Source organism: Candidatus Avelusimicrobium alvi (genome assembly GCF_958451995.1).
GTDB lineage: Bacteria > Elusimicrobiota > Elusimicrobia > Elusimicrobiales > Elusimicrobiaceae > Avelusimicrobium > Avelusimicrobium alvi.
The window spans coordinates 1-14,519 of record NZ_CAUDSG010000039.1; the positions used below are offsets into that span (position 1 = coordinate 1).

The 14,519-nt window shown below is 55.3% G+C and carries 15 protein-coding genes; 9 read left to right on the forward strand and 6 right to left on the reverse strand.

What is annotated here, in order from left to right:
• Window positions 1-29 precede the first annotated feature (29 nt).
• Entirely contained in the window at window positions 30-539 is a 510-nt protein-coding gene (locus ACQY36_RS06925; protein WP_428078519.1) for a type IV pilin protein, read from the forward strand.
• A 56-nt stretch (window positions 540-595) separates the two neighbouring features.
• Here the strand turns inward: ACQY36_RS06925 and ACQY36_RS06930 are convergent, their stop codons facing one another.
• The 4 genes from ACQY36_RS06930 to ACQY36_RS06945 form a co-directional block, all read right to left on the reverse strand.
• A complete protein-coding gene (locus ACQY36_RS06930) occupies window positions 596-1,822 on the reverse strand; it encodes an OmpP1/FadL family transporter (RefSeq protein ID WP_428055846.1) in 1,227 nt (408 codons plus the stop codon).
• An 83-nt stretch (window positions 1,823-1,905) separates the two neighbouring features.
• On the reverse strand, window positions 1,906-2,565 hold the full coding sequence (locus ACQY36_RS06935) for a tetratricopeptide repeat protein (RefSeq protein ID WP_428055848.1): 660 nt from the start codon (window positions 2,563-2,565) through the stop codon (window positions 1,906-1,908).
• A 45-nt stretch (window positions 2,566-2,610) separates the two neighbouring features.
• A complete protein-coding gene (locus ACQY36_RS06940) occupies window positions 2,611-3,123 on the reverse strand; it encodes a deoxycytidylate deaminase (RefSeq protein ID WP_428055850.1) in 513 nt (170 codons plus the stop codon).
• Window positions 3,124-3,132: 9 nt separating this feature from the next.
• A complete protein-coding gene (locus tag ACQY36_RS06945; RefSeq protein WP_428055852.1) occupies window positions 3,133-3,465 on the reverse strand; it encodes a DMT family protein in 333 nt (110 codons plus the stop codon).
• 143 nt (window positions 3,466-3,608) lie between these two features.
• Here ACQY36_RS06945 and ACQY36_RS06950 point away from each other — a divergent pair, with 143 nt between their 5' ends.
• The 5 genes from ACQY36_RS06950 (at window position 3,609) to ACQY36_RS06970 (ending at window position 8,972) form a co-directional block, all read left to right on the forward strand.
• Window positions 3,609-4,304: a hypothetical protein gene (locus tag ACQY36_RS06950; RefSeq protein ID WP_428078521.1), complete on the forward strand. Its 696-nt coding sequence runs from the start codon at window positions 3,609-3,611 to the stop codon at window positions 4,302-4,304.
• Window positions 4,305-4,399: 95 nt separating this feature from the next.
• Complete coding sequence (locus tag ACQY36_RS06955) at window positions 4,400-5,803, forward strand: TolC family protein (RefSeq protein WP_428071787.1); 1,404 nt, start codon at window positions 4,400-4,402, stop codon at window positions 5,801-5,803.
• Between the two features lies 1 nt (window position 5,804).
• On the forward strand, window positions 5,805-7,049 hold the full coding sequence (locus ACQY36_RS06960; RefSeq protein WP_428071786.1) for an efflux RND transporter periplasmic adaptor subunit: 1,245 nt from the start codon (window positions 5,805-5,807) through the stop codon (window positions 7,047-7,049).
• Between the two features lie 8 nt (window positions 7,050-7,057).
• Window positions 7,058-7,741 (forward strand): ABC transporter ATP-binding protein, encoded by a 684-nt coding sequence (locus ACQY36_RS06965; RefSeq protein ID WP_428078523.1) that lies wholly within the window; start codon window positions 7,058-7,060, stop codon window positions 7,739-7,741.
• 1 nt (window position 7,742) lies between these two features.
• Entirely contained in the window at window positions 7,743-8,972 is a 1,230-nt protein-coding gene (locus ACQY36_RS06970; protein WP_428055862.1) for an ABC transporter permease, read from the forward strand.
• 196 nt (window positions 8,973-9,168) lie between these two features.
• On the opposite strand, the gene ACQY36_RS06975 is transcribed toward ACQY36_RS06970, so the two are convergent.
• A complete protein-coding gene (locus ACQY36_RS06975; protein ID WP_428078525.1) occupies window positions 9,169-11,982 on the reverse strand; it encodes an MFS transporter in 2,814 nt (937 codons plus the stop codon).
• Between the two features lie 501 nt (window positions 11,983-12,483).
• Between ACQY36_RS06975 and ACQY36_RS06980 the strand changes: the two genes are divergently transcribed.
• Genes ACQY36_RS06980 through ACQY36_RS06990 form a run of 3 tightly spaced genes read left to right on the forward strand, consistent with a single transcriptional unit; the run spans window position 12,484 to window position 14,128 of the window.
• Window positions 12,484-13,080: an RNA polymerase sigma factor gene (locus tag ACQY36_RS06980; protein WP_428055866.1), complete on the forward strand. Its 597-nt coding sequence runs from the start codon at window positions 12,484-12,486 to the stop codon at window positions 13,078-13,080.
• Complete coding sequence (locus tag ACQY36_RS06985) at window positions 13,077-13,478, forward strand: anti-sigma factor family protein (protein WP_428072174.1); 402 nt, start codon at window positions 13,077-13,079, stop codon at window positions 13,476-13,478. The genes ACQY36_RS06980 and ACQY36_RS06985 overlap by 4 nt, the downstream gene beginning before the upstream one ends.
• A gap of 14 nt (window positions 13,479-13,492) precedes the next feature.
• Entirely contained in the window at window positions 13,493-14,128 is a 636-nt protein-coding gene (locus ACQY36_RS06990; protein WP_428055870.1) for a hypothetical protein, read from the forward strand.
• 123 nt (window positions 14,129-14,251) lie between these two features.
• On the opposite strand, the gene ACQY36_RS06995 is transcribed toward ACQY36_RS06990, so the two are convergent.
• A partial coding sequence (locus ACQY36_RS06995; protein ID WP_428078527.1) for a hypothetical protein occupies window positions 14,252-14,519 on the reverse strand: 268 nt, incomplete at its 5' end.

Consider the following 14,519-nt stretch of genomic DNA (forward strand, 5'->3'; position numbering starts at 1 on the left):
CAACTTATATAAATAGGGGGATATATCCCGTGCAGAAAAACCTCGGATTTACGCTTATAGAGTTATTAGTAGTTGTATTAATCATCGGTATTTTGGCGGCGATTGCGGTGCCGCAGTATCAGGTGGCCGTCCTAAAATCCCGCCTGGCCACGACGATGGCTACCGTGCGCACTATTGCGGACGCGGCAGAAGTTTATTATTTGGCCAACGGGGAATACGCGCCGGATAATATCACCATGCTGGATATTTCCGATGTGTCCGGGTGTAAACAGGCGGGTGCCGGGCGGCTTGACTGCGGCAAGATTTGGTACGACTATAACGCGGGGGGCACCACCTGGCATTCTACCAACAGGCAGGACCGGGTGGACGGGCGTGTGTATATCAACAATACTGCCGCCTTATATTACACCAAATACCTGACGCACAGCCCCACCTATGCCGGGGAAACGCATTGTCATGCTGCGAATTCGGCCGCGCACAAAGTGTGCAAAAGCATGGGCGGCGTATTGATATCGGGTAATGTGTACCGCCTGCCTTAGTCGGCTTAGCATAAAAAAACCTGCTCTTTAGAGCGGGTTTTTTGTGTGGGTAAAACTTAGAACTTATACCCGAACGTCAGCGCATACATATCGCTTTTTCCGTCGGTGTATTTGACCGGCAAATTTTGCAGCTGTTCCGAGCGGCCGCTTAAATCTCTGGAGAAGATGTGCGCATAAGCAAAGTCTATGCTCCAGGTATCGGTTTTGTAGCCTGCGCCAATGCTGGCGATGTGCCGGTCGTCCACCGGGACGAGCGTGTCCATTTCGTGTTTGTTAATCGGGGATTTGTCATACACGTATCCGGCGCGCAGGGCCCAATTTTGATTGAGCTTATATTCCGTGCCGAAGTTCAGGCGGTACACGTCTTTGTATTTTTTCTTATTGCGGATAACGGGGCTGCTTTCGCTGTCCGTATATTGGATAAGGATTTGGTCATACGAACTCCAGAAGGTGCCCACGATTCCGGCTTCCAGGGTCCAGGCGTCGGTCGGGCGGAAGGCAATTCCGGCGGAAATGCTGTCCGGCAAAGAAATAGAGCCTTCGGCATCAGCCCCGTGAATATTAATCCGCGGAAAGCTCTTTCCGTCCGCGTTAATGCGGCCGTTTAAGTTCTGTTTTACTTTGGTGCGGTACATACCGCCCAGCGCCCATTTTTCGGCCCATTCGGGTTTGTAAATAAACGAGAAGTTTCCCCCCCAGCTTACGCCGGAACCGCTGATTTCGTAATTGCCGCTGTTGGACGGGTCAAGGTTAAAATATGAGTTTTGGGCAAAGCTGATGACCATGGCCTCCAAACCCATCGCGACGGAAAACTCGTCGCTGGCTTTTACGGCGATGGTGGGCGTAAAAGAAAATGTTTCCAGTTTCACTTTATAGGCCAGGTTGCTGCCGACCCAGGAGGTTACGGGGTCTTGATATTCGCCGCCCAGGCCGTAGCGGGAAAATCCGCCCAGACCAAACGAAACCTGGTCGCTCCATTTTTGGGTGATGAAAAAATTAGGCAGATACCAAACGTCGTTTTTCAGGCTTCTTGTTTGGCCGGCCACGCTGGTGGTGGCGTCCGCCGTAACGGCGGTTAAACCCAGCTGGGCCTGCGTGCCTTCCAGCTCGGTGATAAGTGCGGGGTTGACGGCGAGCGAAGCGGGTTCGGCTTCGTTGGCCATAGCGGCGCCGCCCATAGCGGTGGAGCGGGCGCTGAATTCGTACAGGGCAAATCCCGCGCCGTAAGAGACATCGGCCAGCAGGACGGATAAGAGCAGTACGGCGGTTAGTTTCTTATACATTCTTTTCCTCTGTTGTTTGGGGGTTGTACGGCAAACAAAAACCCCGTCCGGGTATGGTGTTTCCGGGCGGGGTGTGCGGCAAATTATTTTTGGAGTTCGGCCATTTTGTCTTTGGCTGCGGCGCCGAAATAGGTGTTGGTGTACGCTTCCGACAGGTGTTTGTAAGCGTTTAACGCTTCGGTTTTGTTGCCGGCGAGTTCCTGGCTCATGGCGAGCGTCAGGTAAGCCTGCGGCAAGGCGAAGCTTTTGGGATTATTTTGTATAAATCCGTTCATCCCGTCGGCGGCGGCCTGGTAATCTTTCAAGGCCTGCTGCGAAGCCGCCAGCGAGAGCGCGGCCACGGTGTGCACCGTCGGGTTTTTGGAAGCGGACAGCGTTTTGTACGCGTCCGCGGCCTGGGCATAGTTTTCGGCGGCGTAGAGTACGTCCCCTTTTAACAATACGGCGTACTGCGCGGCGTCGGTACCCGGGTATTTTTCGGTCAGCTGGTCAATTAATTTAAATCCTTCCTGTTCCTCCCCGCTTAAAAGCGCAACCTGTGCGGTGTAATAGCCGGCCCAGGAATCCTGTGTAACCTTTTTAAGGTGGTTGGAATAGAACGAGCCGATGACGGCGGCCAGCACCAAAATAACCAAAGCGGTCAGAACGCCCTGTTTATTTCTTTTGCAAAAATCAATGATGCCGGAAAGAAACGACACGATAATATCTTTATGTTCAACGGAAGCGGTAATTTGTTTGGTCATATAATTCCATTATAGTAAAATATGGTCCGGGCCGAAACCGGATATTTAAGCGGCGGCGATGTCCTCGTCGGTCAGCTGGCGGCATTCAATGCCGTTTTTGGCCAGGAACACAATGCCTTCCTGGCTGCGGTCGTACATATTTTTGTAGAACACTTTTTTAATCCCCGCGCTGACGATTACCTTGGCGCAGTGCACGCAAGGGGACCACGTAACGTATACCGCCGCGCCCTGCGTGGAAATGCCGTTTTTGGCGGCGAACGCAATGGCGTTTTGTTCGGCGTGCAGTTCGTTCTCCACGGACCATTTGCCGTGCAAATCGTAAAAGGTGCGGCTGGCCACAAAATCTTCGTACGTAGGGAATTTGTCTTTGTAATTTTCTTCGTACACGGCGCGGAAGTTTTCCTCGCAGTGCAGCTGGCCGGTGGGCGTGCCGTTAAATCCGATGCTGATGACGCGGTTGTCCTTCACCAGCACCGCGCCCACCTGGATGCGGCAGCAGGTGGATTGTTCGGCCACGAGTTCAGCCATTTTAATAAAAAGTCTGTGTTTGTTTTTCATGGGTGTTCCTTACCATTTTTTAAATACAAAAAACACGGCCGCCACCAGCAGTATAAAACCCACCAGATGGTTCCACTTCAGGCTTTCCTTAAAATACAGGGCGGAAAACCCGGCAAATACCGCCAGGGTAATCACTTCCTGCATTACTTTAAGCTGCGTAACGGAAAAGTAACCGCTTCCGATACGGTTGGCCGGCACCTGAAGGCAATACTCAAAAAACGCTATCCCCCAGCTGGCCACAATCACCAGCCAAAGAGCCCGGTTTTTAAATTTCAGATGCCCGTACCAGGCCATCGTCATAAATAAATTGGACGCGCACAACAGCGCGACGGTTTTCCACATATATACCTATATTATAGTACAAAGCGTTTGGCGGTTGCACGCCGGGCTTGTAAAAAACCGCCCCGTATGCCGGCGGCCGGGGCCCGGCCTTTGTTTTTAGAGATATTATATAATGGTAACATACAATTTTAACAGGGGAGTATATGAGCGAAAAAACGAATTTCACAACGGCCTTGTGGGCGGTGCCGCTGATGGCGGCGATACTGGCGGGAGCCTTAACGCTGGGCGTATACGCGTGGGAACGCCTGACGCATCGCGCGCCGGTGCGGCCGCCTTCCGTTTCCCAGACGGACGAACACCGCGCCGCAATACCCGCCGAAGAATATCCGGACAATTCCGCCGCGTCCGGCGTTCCCTCCCCGCGGCTTCGCTACAATATGGCCCGGGAAAAGTGTACCTATAATACGCATTCCGCCTGCCGCAAAGAAACCTTGCCCGGCGGCGAAAGTGTGGAAATCATCCAGTTCCCCACGCTTGCGCTGGTGCTGACCCGTATTGACCGGATAGGCGGCGGATATGAACGGCTGGGGTTCGGTCCGGAAGACCAAATCCAGTATTTCAGCCAAAAAGACCGCACCTGGTTTTTTGACGGCGACGGCCGGGTAAACCAGCTGACGGCTTCCGCCCCCGGCCCGGACCAGGCGGACGTCATCCATTTTGCTCCGGGCGGAGCGCAGACGGACTGCCGCTGTGCGGACCGGACGCTGAACTGCTGTACGAACCCGGCGTACGATTTAACCGCCAAGCCCAATACCTATTGCACCATGTTCCCGCAGGATACGGACGTGTGCGGCTGGTACTGCGGGCGGTTTCCCGCCCAGTGCGAACGGGTGCAATAAAATTTCTCTTTCCCGTGTTAGAATAAAGACGGTTCAAAACCGTCTAATGCTAATTTGTGCCCTGGGGAGACGGGGCAACTTTATATAATATTATTATGAACATTTTTCGCTTTTTCCTTATATACGCCGTTTTATTGCTCGGCGTTTCGGCGCAGGGCGCAGTGATTGCCCCGCTGCCGGACTCCGGGGACGGCGCTTCCGCGGCCTCCGAAGCCGCCAAAGACGCGGTAACGCCGCCCGCCAAGGACGATGCACCCGCCATAACGCCGCTGGGCGCGGACGGAAAACCGCTGCCGGATATTCACGGCAAACTCACGCTGGAGGACTGCATCCGGATTGCGCTTGCCAACAGCCCGCAGGCCGTCAGCGCGCAGTTAACTTTGCAAAACGCGTATGTGAATTTAAACCTGGCCAAGGCGGAATTTCTGCCCACGGCCAGCGTCGGCGCGAGCCAGGGGTATAACAACGGCAAAACGGCCGGCTCCACCCGTACGGACCACGGCTCTTCCGACGTCTATGCGCAGGCGCAGCTTTCTTTAAGCGGCATTACCGATATTGCGCGCAACGTCAAAATGCAGAAGCTGGCGCTGGAGCAGGCGCAGCTGAATTTGGACAGCGTAAAAAACGACATCATCCGCACGGTTAAGAAGAATTATTATTCCCTGCTTTCCGCCGTGCGCGCCGTGGCGATTCGCACGCAGTCGCGCGATTTGTATCAGGACCAGTACGAGCGTTCTTCGGAGTATTTCCGCCTGGGCCTGCGCCCGAAAGTGGACGTTACCACCGCCGAGGTGAATTTGAATAACGAAGAGCTCAGCCTCATCCGCGCCAAGAACCTGGTAAAAAGCGCGTCGGCGCAGCTGGCCAACTCGCTGGGCGTAACCACCCCCCAAACCCTGGACGTGGAAGACATCGTTTCGTTTGAAACCTTTGATATGCCTTTTGACAAAGCCGTGCAGACCGCTTACGCCAACCGCCCGGACGTGCTTTCTTCCCGGACGGACGTGCGCATCGGCCAGATTAAGCTCAATCAGGCGAAAGCCGGCTTTTTCCCGACGTTCTCTTTCTCCGCCGGGTTCTCCAAAAACGGCGATGATTTTTACTTGGACAACGAAGAAACCAAACTGCTGGCTTCCGTTGAACTGCCGATTTTTAACGCATTTAAAACGTACAACGGCGTAAAACAGGCTAAAATTTCGCTTGAAAATACGCTCAATTCCAACCGCAGTCTGCTTAACGATGTTTTTCTGGAAGTGCAGAATGCGTACATTAAAATGCAGGAAGCCGCCGAAAGCATTCCGATAGCGGAGCTGAATGTGGAAAAAGCCAAAGAAAACCTGGACCTGGCCCGCGGCCGCTATAACGAAGGCATTGGGGATATTATAGAGCTCAAAGACGCGGAAGTCGCTTATACCGATTCCGAACTGAGCCTGCTGACCGCCCGGTATGATTACGCTTCGGCGGTGGCGGATGTAAAACAAGCTATGGGGACTTATTAATATGAAAAAAGAGAATTGGTTAAAACGTATGTGGAAAAAACTGAAGGCTTTAGCCTGGTGGAAAAAAGCGCTGCTCGTCGTGCTGGTGCTGGCGGCCGCCTATTTTGTGAAAGCGTATTTTTTCGCCGCGCCGCCCGCGCCGCTCTATAAAACCGCCGCGGTGAAAAAGGGCGATATAGAAGATTTGGTGGAAGCTTCCGGCCCGATTAATCCCGTCAATACGACGACGGTGGGCGCGCTGGTTTCCGGCGAAATTTTGCAAATTTTGGTGGACTACAACACCCAGGTGAAAAAAGGCGATTTGATGGCCGTGATTGACCCGACCCAAATCCAGGCCGATTACGACCAGGCGCTGGCCAGCCTTTCTTCGGCCAAAGAAAGCCTGGAGGCCGCCAAGATTTCCTATAACCTGGCCAAGCTCAACCGCTCGCGCTACCAGGAACTCTACGCCAAGGAATATGTTTCCAAATCCAGTTTGGAAGAGTACGAGCTGGCCTACGTAAACGCCAAGAGCAGTTTAAATTCGGCGGAGTCCGCGGTTATTCAGGCGCAGGCGCGCGTGGACAGCGCCAAGAAAGATTTGGACAATACCAAAATCGTTTCCCCCATTGACGGCGTGGTGCTGACGAAAATCGTCAGCGAGGGGCAGTCCCTTACGTCCGGCTATTCCACGCCGGAAATGTTTACCCTGGCGCAGGATTTGACCAAAATGCAGATTGAGGCCAAAGTGTCCGAAGCCGACGTGGTAAAAATTAAAGAAGGCCAAACCGCCGATTTTACGCTGGACGGCTACCCGGATGAAAAATTCCAGGGCACCGTGCGCCAGGTGCGGACGAATTATTCCGCGTCGTCCTCCTCGTCTTCTTCCGGCAGTTCCTCCAGCAATACCACCTATACCGTGGTGATTGACGTGGATAACTCCTCGGGCAAATTTATGCCGGGTATGACCGCCACCATTACCATCCGCACGCAGGATAAAAAAGACGTTTTGCTGGTGCCCAACGAAGCGCTGCGGTTTGCTCCGGCGTCTAATACCCAAAAGTATACCTCCACGGGCGTGTGGCTGGTGGAGCCCGGCCGCCCGCTGCACCGCGTGGACGTCAGCATCGGCATTATCGGCTCGTCGGATACCGAAATTGTCAAAGGCGAGCTGAAAGAAGGCGACAGAGTGGCCGTGAAAGAGAACAGCGGCGCTTCCTCCGCCGAAGACTCCATGCGTCCGCCCCGCCCCGGCAGACGCCGCTAGGAGGCCGTATGGCGTTAATTGACACGCGCAATTTATTTAAAATTTACCGGCTGGGCGATGTGGAAGTCCGCGCGCTTAACGACGTAAGCGTCAGCGTGGAAAAGGGCGAATTCGTGGCCGTGATGGGCCCGTCTGGCTCCGGCAAATCCACCTTTATGAACATTTTGGGATGCCTGGACAAGCCCACCCGCGGCAAGTATCTGCTGGACGGGATTGACGTAACGGCGACGGATTTATCTAAACTGGCCGGCGTGCGCAACCGCAAAATCGGCTTCGTGTTCCAGGGGTTCAACCTGATTAAACGCACCACCGCGCTGGAAAACGTGGAACTGCCGATGATTTACAACCACACTCCGGCCCACCTGCGCCGCGAAAAAGCGCTGGAAGCATTAAAAGCCGTGGGGCTGGAAAAACGGGCGGACCATCTGCCCAACCAGCTTTCGGGCGGCCAGCAGCAGCGCGTGGCGATTGCGCGTTCGTTAGTGTGCGACGCGCCCATCATCTTCGCCGACGAGCCGACCGGAAACCTGGATACCAAAATGAGCGTGGAAGTGATGGAGCTGTTCACCCGTTTAAACAAAGAAATGGGCAAAACCATTATTTTAATTACGCACGAGCCGGACATCGCCGAATACGCCGGCCGCCTGATTAAATTTAAAGACGGCCAAAAAGTAAGTGATGAGGTAAAGTGATATGTTTGACACTTTTTTATCTATTTTAAAAATTTCCCTCAAGGCCATTTCCGCCAATAAAATGCGCGCCGCGCTGACGAGCTTGGGCATCGTCATCGGCGTGGCGGCGGTAATTACCATGCTGGCCGTGGGCTCGGGCACGCAGCAGAGTATGGCGGAGCGGTTTTCGCGCTTTGGCACCAACATTTTGTATTTGCGCCAGCCGTGGGATTTGGACGAGAGCATTTCCTCCCCCAAAGACGTTACGATGGACGACGTGCGCGCCATCCGCCAAATTCCGGGCGTGGAGGCCGCCGCGCCTTACATCAGCTCGGGCTTTGACGTCAAATACGGCTACACCTCCACTTCCATAGACGTGCTGGCCACCGATACGGATATTTTTAAAACGTACGATTGGGAAATCGGCTCCGGACGGGAATTTACGGAGCGCGAGGTGGATTCCTATGCGCAGGTGGCCGTGCTGGGCGCCACCGTGGCCGAAACCATTTTCAACGACGTGGACCCCATCGGCAAGACCGTTATTTTTGACGAAATTCCGTTCACCGTCATCGGCGTGATGAAAAAGAACGGCCAGGGCGGTATGGGGTTTGATATGGACGAAGGCACCCTGATTCCCTACACCACCGGCAAAGTAAAAATGAACACCGGCTGGAACAGTTCGGACCGCCGCGCGCTGGACCGCGTGATTATCCGCGTGAAAGATTTTAATACGATTGAAGACACCAAGACCGACATCCAAAACGCCGTGCGCAATACGCACCGCATTCATCCGCTTGCCAAGGACGACTTCCAGCTGGATGACTTCGCTTCGTTTGTGGAACAGGCTAAAGAAGCCAGCAAGACGATGAGTCTTTTGCTGGGGGTCATCGGCGTGGTGTCCCTGGTGGTGGGCGGCATTGGGGTAATGAACATTATGCTGGTGTCCGTAACCGAGCGTACGCGCGAAATCGGCATTCGTATGGCCATTGGCGCCACCAGCGCGGACATCCGCCTGCAGTTTTTGGCCGAAGCGGTTACGCTGTCCTGCATCGGCGGGTTGATTGGCGTGGTGCTGGGTGTGGGCGTAACGCTGGTGGTGGCGGCGAAAGCCACGTCTATCCCGGCGGAGCTGAGTTTGTTTTCCATTCTGCTTTCCGTCGGCTTTTCGGCGGCCACGGGCGTATTCTTCGGGTTTTACCCGGCCTATAAAGCTTCCAAGCTGACGCCTATAGACGCGCTTCGCTACGAGTAATTTTCGGGGGAATGTGAATACAACGTCCCGCTTTCTTTAGAAGGCGGGACGTTCCTTATACCGTCAGGTGCCGGGTACGCCTTTCCAGGCGGCCCGCGTAATAAACGGGGATAACGGGGCTTTTTACCGTATTTTCGTATAATAAACAACCGCTCCGGGCTGTATGCCGGAGCGGTCTTTTCGTGTACGGCGGAAGTTAATTATTTTCCAGCGGTTTTTTATTGCCGCGCAGCCGGTTTAAAAGTTTTTTGAACCAGCCGGGCCCGTTGGCGGCGGTGCGGACGGCCTGCGCCTGGCCCGCGGCCGCCTGGGTGCGTTCAATGCGTCTGAAGAGCGCGGCGGACAGGAGCGACAGCGCGGAAGGCACGCCAATCAGCGCGGCGGTGGTGGCCCCGGCGCTGGAAAAAAGCCCCGCGTTCATAAATCCTTCGGCCAGGTTGGTCAGCAGCATGGGGCCGAACGCGCAGGAAATGGCGCTGGCTACGATGAGCGAGATTACGCGGTCCTGCGTGCGGTTGTTTTTGGCCGTGCGGGCGAAAGCCAGCGTAAAAGCCGTGGAAATGCCCGTTTCCGCCGCAAACAGCGCCGCCGTCAGCGCATAGACGTTGTGGGAGAGCGGCAGGGCCGCAAGTCCCCCCGCGGCGGCCAGCAGCGTGGCCACGCTCATATTGTTTTTGGGGAACCATTTTAAAAAGCTCCCGGCCAGGTAACGCCCCAGCAGGAAGGGCGCGGCAAACTGCGTAAGCCCGAACAGATACTGCGAGGACGGGTCGTTGGTTAAAGAGGGCAGCAGGAACAGAAAGCCGTTGTTAAACGACATTTCCACCGCGTTCATAATAAACAGCCCCGTCAGCAGCGCGGCCACGCCTTTTTCTTCTTTAAACAGGCGGATGTAGCTGTTGTTTTGGAAAGACGACGTCAGCTGGTAGGCGCGGCGGTTTCTCTGGCCGGACTGCGCGGCGGCGGGAACCGGCGCGGCTTTGGGTTCCAGCACGGGTTTGGTGTTGGGAATTTTGGCCAGATTGATGCCCAGCGCGGCGGCCGCCACCAGCGGAATGGGAAGCGCAAACGTAAAGCTCCAGTCCATCCCCATCACTTTGGTGGCCAGGAACGGGAACGCAAAGGACGCCGCCATCCCCAGCGCGCGGCTGAGTTCGGTGTTGGCGTTTCTTTTTTGAAGCGACAGTTCGCCCGCGCCCGCGCTTAAATCCGTCATCATCGGTCCCACGGCGTTGTGCACGAGCACGCCCCCCGTGCTGGCGGTTGTAATACTGGCCAAAATACTGTAAAAATGCGCCATCGTATCCGCCCACGGGATAAAGGAGCCGTCCAGGCCGAGCAGCACTCCCGCCGTAAATCCGCCCCCCATCAGCGCGAGGCCGATGTTCATAGAGGCTTTGCGGCCGATTTTTCCTTTCAGCCAGTTGGAAAAGAACGCCCCCACCGAGTACGGCAAATAAGTGGCTACGGCGACGAGGATATTGTCGCTGAGCGAAAGGCCGAAGCTTGTGCCGAAGTTGGCGATAACGGGCGTGGCCACTTCCAGCCCCATCACCGCCGCGGCCAAATATAAGCTGGCGCGCTGAAACGTGCCGGCAAGCCCGGAAGCGGGCTCGCGCACGGGGGCCGCGCCGGAGGGTTTTTTAACAAACGCTTTTTTGACGGCGGCAAAAGCTTTTTTGGCGTTTTGCCACAGGGCCGGCACGGGAATCCCGCCGTAGAGTACGCCGGAATTGTCCGCCGCCGGTTTTTCGCTGCGGGCTAAAAATTGAAAGGAACGCGTGCCGGACGAGCCGGTGCGGCGGGCGGCCTGCTGAAGCGCCGTAAGAGTTTGCGCTTGGCCGGACGCGTCTGCGCCGGAAACGCTTTCCCCCGCGGGAACGTCAAGCGCGCCGGCTTGAAGCGCGGCCGGGTCAGCCAGATTAAGGGCGGGCAGTTCGGGCACGGAGATTGCCGGCTCCGGCGTGTTTTTCTGCGCAGTGGCAGGCCGGACGGCCGGCGCGGTGCGGCCCAAATTCATATATAAGCGGGTGGCTTCGGCGGACGGGTCGGCGGCCAAGACATTGACTTTGCCGAATTTTTCAAGCGCGGGGCGGAAAGCCGCTGCCGGGGCGGATGCGCCGCTTTGCGCGGGGAGCTGCAGCGCGATGCCGTGCGTTTGGGCATAGGCCAAAATACCGTTCCACAGTTCGGGCTGAGGCGCGGCTTCTTCGGCCAGCGCGGAAAGTTCCTCTGCCGCGCCCAGGCGCAGCAAGGCTCTTGCGGCGGTGGCGGCGGCCAGCGGTTCAAGCGGCGTAGCGGCGGCTTTGCGGTAGAAGGCAAGCAGCAGCTCGGCGTCTTTTTCCGCGCCGAACAGGCCCAGGGCGGCCGCGTCGGCCAGCGCTTCGCTGGCGCAGGCCGCGGCGGCGTCTCCTTTTGCATAGGCGTTAAAGAGGGCGTTTAAATCCCCCTCGGGCAGAGTGGAAAAAGCTTCCAGCGCAGACGCCAGGTCTGTGCGCCAAAATTCGGCGGCGCGGCTGATTTGGCCGGCGGAAGCGTTGCCCGCCAGCGCGGCTTGGACAAATTCATTGCGAAGCATCCCTTTGCGGACGCTTTCATTGGGGTAAGAAAGAATGCGCGCGGCCAGATGGCGGGTGTTGCCCCGGGCAGCCCGTTCGCGGATTTGCGCGTAAGTAAGCTGTTCCCCCATCACCGCTTTTACGGCAACGGTTTCTACGCCAATGCGCAGGTCTTGCAGGTTTTCCTGGGGCAGCGCCGCGGAAACGGAGGCCGACAAGTCCGGCTGAACGGAAACGCCCTGGCGTAAAACGCCGCTGGCGGCCCCGGCGGGAGCGATAAACCCGCGGGCGGCCGAAGGTAAGGCGAGGTGCGGCGCAACGGTCTTTTGCACGCCGGACCTTGTAATGGCTTTTACCCCGCGTACAATTTTCTGCGGTACCTGGGCGGGAGCCGGTGCTGCGCTGAGCACTATTAAACTGACACTTACCAACGACGCGATTACTTTTCTCATTCTCTTTCCTTTTCCTCTGTCTCAACAGCCATAAAAAACCCGCCCTTTCATTTCTAAAGGGCGGGTTTGTATAATAAAAATAAATCTTCTACATTACAATTATATACAAACACTCCCCGGTCCCTTATACATAACAAACATCGGCATGCTAAAAATAGTGTTTAGCACGGAACGTTCAATGTTATGTTTGGACCAGCAAGCGTTGTATTTCATTGTTTTCTCGTCGGGCGTTTGAATATATGAATGCGCCCGTAAAAATATTACTCATTTATTATACCAGTTTTTTAAACGGGATGTAAAAACTTTTTATATTTTTTATAATCCTTTTTTTCCCGCGCCGATTGCCCGTTGGTTTGGTACAGTATAAAAGGGAATCGTTTTTATACGCGCGGCGGCCGGGTGCGAACATAATGCACTTTCACCGCCCGGGGACGCTGTATATAAAGAAGCGGGGCGGGAAGAGCCCTGCAATAAAAAAGGATGAAATGGGGTTATAAGAATATGGATCCAAAATTGAACGGAAGAACGGACGACGAACTCGTCCTGCTCTTTAAATCCGGTTCGGGCGAAGCCTTTGAAGAGCTTGTGTACCGCTACAAGAACTCTCTGTACCAATATATTATGACGATGGTGCAGGATGAAGGCGCCGCCGGAGATTTGTTTCAGGAAGTGTTTATCTCGCTGTTTAAGCACGCGGATAAATATGAACCCCGGGGAAAGTTTAAATCGTGGCTGTTTTTAACGGCGCGCAACCGGGTGCTAAATTTTTTCAGAGACCGGGACAAACTCTCTTCGCTTGACCAGACGGATGAAGAAGGCAACGCTTTTTTACACGACACGCTGCCGGACGGCGAAGCCTCCCCGCTGGAGGGATTGGCCGGGCGCGAAACGGAAGAAGAAATACGCCGCGCGGCTTTGGAACTGCCGCAGCGCCAGCGCGAAATGATTTACTTGCGCCAGTATTTGTCTTTTAAAGAAATAGCGGAATTGTTAAACCGCCCTCTGGGCACCGTGCTGGCGGACTGCCACCGGGCGGTGAAAAAAATGCAGCGGATTTTGGCGGCGCAGGAAGAAGCCGCGCGAGAGGTAATTCTATGAAGTATTGCGAGGATTTGATGCTGTACGCATCCGATGAACTTAGCGGCGAGCGGAAGGCCGGGTTTGAGAAGCATTTGGACGGCTGTCCTTCGTGCCGGGCGGAGCTGGCTTTTATCCGCCGCACGGACGAAGCGCTGGCCGCGCCGGCGGCTCCCGTAACGGTGGTGGAAGAATTGTTTGCCAAAACCACGCGCCGCAAATCGTTTTTTGCCGGCTGGAAACCGGCATTGGCAGGCACCGCTCTGTTGGGGTTAGGCATTTTTGTCGTCCTGGCGGGCCTGCATCCGGACAAAACCGTTCTGGACGCAAAAGAAGTAATTGCGTATATGAGCGAAAATTTGGACGAAGAGTACCTGGCTTTCGCGGACGATTTGGACGCGTTTGAACAGGAATTCTAAAACTTGGAGGGGATATGAAAAAACTGATGATTGCTTCGCTTCTTGCTTTGTTGTGCGCTCCGGCTTTTGCCGAAGGCCCGCGCGACTGCAAAGGCGACAACTGCCCGATGCGTAAAGACGGCAAAGCCGCCGCTGCGACGCCCGGCAAGCAGAAAATGAACAAAGACGCCCGTGCGGAAGAATTTAAAAAAGCCCGCAAGGCGCACAAGGCCAAAATGAGAGCCACCGAAGAAAAAGTGGAAAAATTAGTGGCCGAATATAACAAGCTCAAACCCGGTAAAAAGAAAGACGCCAAAAAAGCCGAAATTGCGGCCGTAGTGGCTTCCATCCGCGATGAGCAGATTAAATTCAAAGAAGAACAGCTCGGCAAATTTAAAATGCGTTTGGAACGCATGAAACAGGGGCTTGATAAACAAAGCTCCGCCGAAGCCAAAAAGGCGTGGGTGGACGCAAAGACCGACGCGCTGATTGCCGACGAAGGCGACCTGGACGTACTGTTTGAGCCCGACATGGCTCCCCGTCCGCACAAGATGGGTTCCGGCCCCAAAGGCGGCCCGATGATGGACGGCGGTCCGGGCGTGCCTCCGGGTTCCCCCATGGGGGTAATGGAGGATTTGGCTTCGCCTGAAATGGACGAACTGACGGACTAGATAAGTCTTACGGACGCATTTATATCCCGGCCCCTTAACACGGGGCCGGGATATTTTTACGCCGCAGAGGCGCGGATTTTGCCCGGCCCGGTGTCGTATCCGTTTTGTCGTTTTATGCAGGTCTTAGCCGTGTTTATAAAACGCCTCAAGGCGGAACCCTGCGGGCGGCGTATTGGGCTCGCTGTTACGGTGCTTGGCAACATTGTTTAAACAGTGTGGCTCCATTAGTTGGATGGTTCCGCATAGAAAGCCACCCCCTGAAAGGGGCCTTGACGCGTTTTTTTTTTTTGATAAATTGGGAGAAGCCCTATTGGGTCGTATCCCCTCGTATGCCTTGCTTAAACTCTTTTCTCCGGGGATATTTAGGCCATTCCCATCAGGATGGAAGGAG

What these genes read in the sequence shown, in the direction of transcription:
- ACQY36_RS06985 (WP_428072174.1), top strand. Translation starts at nt 13,077, where the DNA reads ATGAAGTATTGCGAGGATTTGATGCTGTACGCATCCGATGAACTTAGC.
- ACQY36_RS06975 (WP_428078525.1), bottom strand. Translation starts at nt 11,982, where the DNA reads ATGAGAAAAGTAATCGCGTCGTTGGTAAGTGTCAGTTTAATAGTGCTC.
- ACQY36_RS06930 (WP_428055846.1), bottom strand. Translation starts at nt 1,822, where the DNA reads ATGTATAAGAAACTAACCGCCGTACTGCTCTTATCCGTCCTGCTGGCC.
- ACQY36_RS06970 (WP_428055862.1), top strand. Translation starts at nt 7,743, where the DNA reads ATGTTTGACACTTTTTTATCTATTTTAAAAATTTCCCTCAAGGCCATT.
- ACQY36_RS06935 (WP_428055848.1), bottom strand. Translation starts at nt 2,565, where the DNA reads ATGACCAAACAAATTACCGCTTCCGTTGAACATAAAGATATTATCGTG.
- ACQY36_RS06965 (WP_428078523.1), top strand. Translation starts at nt 7,058, where the DNA reads ATGGCGTTAATTGACACGCGCAATTTATTTAAAATTTACCGGCTGGGC.
- ACQY36_RS06945 (WP_428055852.1), bottom strand. Translation starts at nt 3,465, where the DNA reads ATGTGGAAAACCGTCGCGCTGTTGTGCGCGTCCAATTTATTTATGACG.
- ACQY36_RS06960 (WP_428071786.1), top strand. Translation starts at nt 5,805, where the DNA reads ATGAAAAAAGAGAATTGGTTAAAACGTATGTGGAAAAAACTGAAGGCT.
- ACQY36_RS06950 (WP_428078521.1), top strand. Translation starts at nt 3,609, where the DNA reads ATGAGCGAAAAAACGAATTTCACAACGGCCTTGTGGGCGGTGCCGCTG.
- ACQY36_RS06955 (WP_428071787.1), top strand. Translation starts at nt 4,400, where the DNA reads ATGAACATTTTTCGCTTTTTCCTTATATACGCCGTTTTATTGCTCGGC.
- ACQY36_RS06980 (WP_428055866.1), top strand. Translation starts at nt 12,484, where the DNA reads ATGGATCCAAAATTGAACGGAAGAACGGACGACGAACTCGTCCTGCTC.
- ACQY36_RS06940 (WP_428055850.1), bottom strand. Translation starts at nt 3,123, where the DNA reads ATGAAAAACAAACACAGACTTTTTATTAAAATGGCTGAACTCGTGGCC.
- ACQY36_RS06990 (WP_428055870.1), top strand. Translation starts at nt 13,493, where the DNA reads ATGAAAAAACTGATGATTGCTTCGCTTCTTGCTTTGTTGTGCGCTCCG.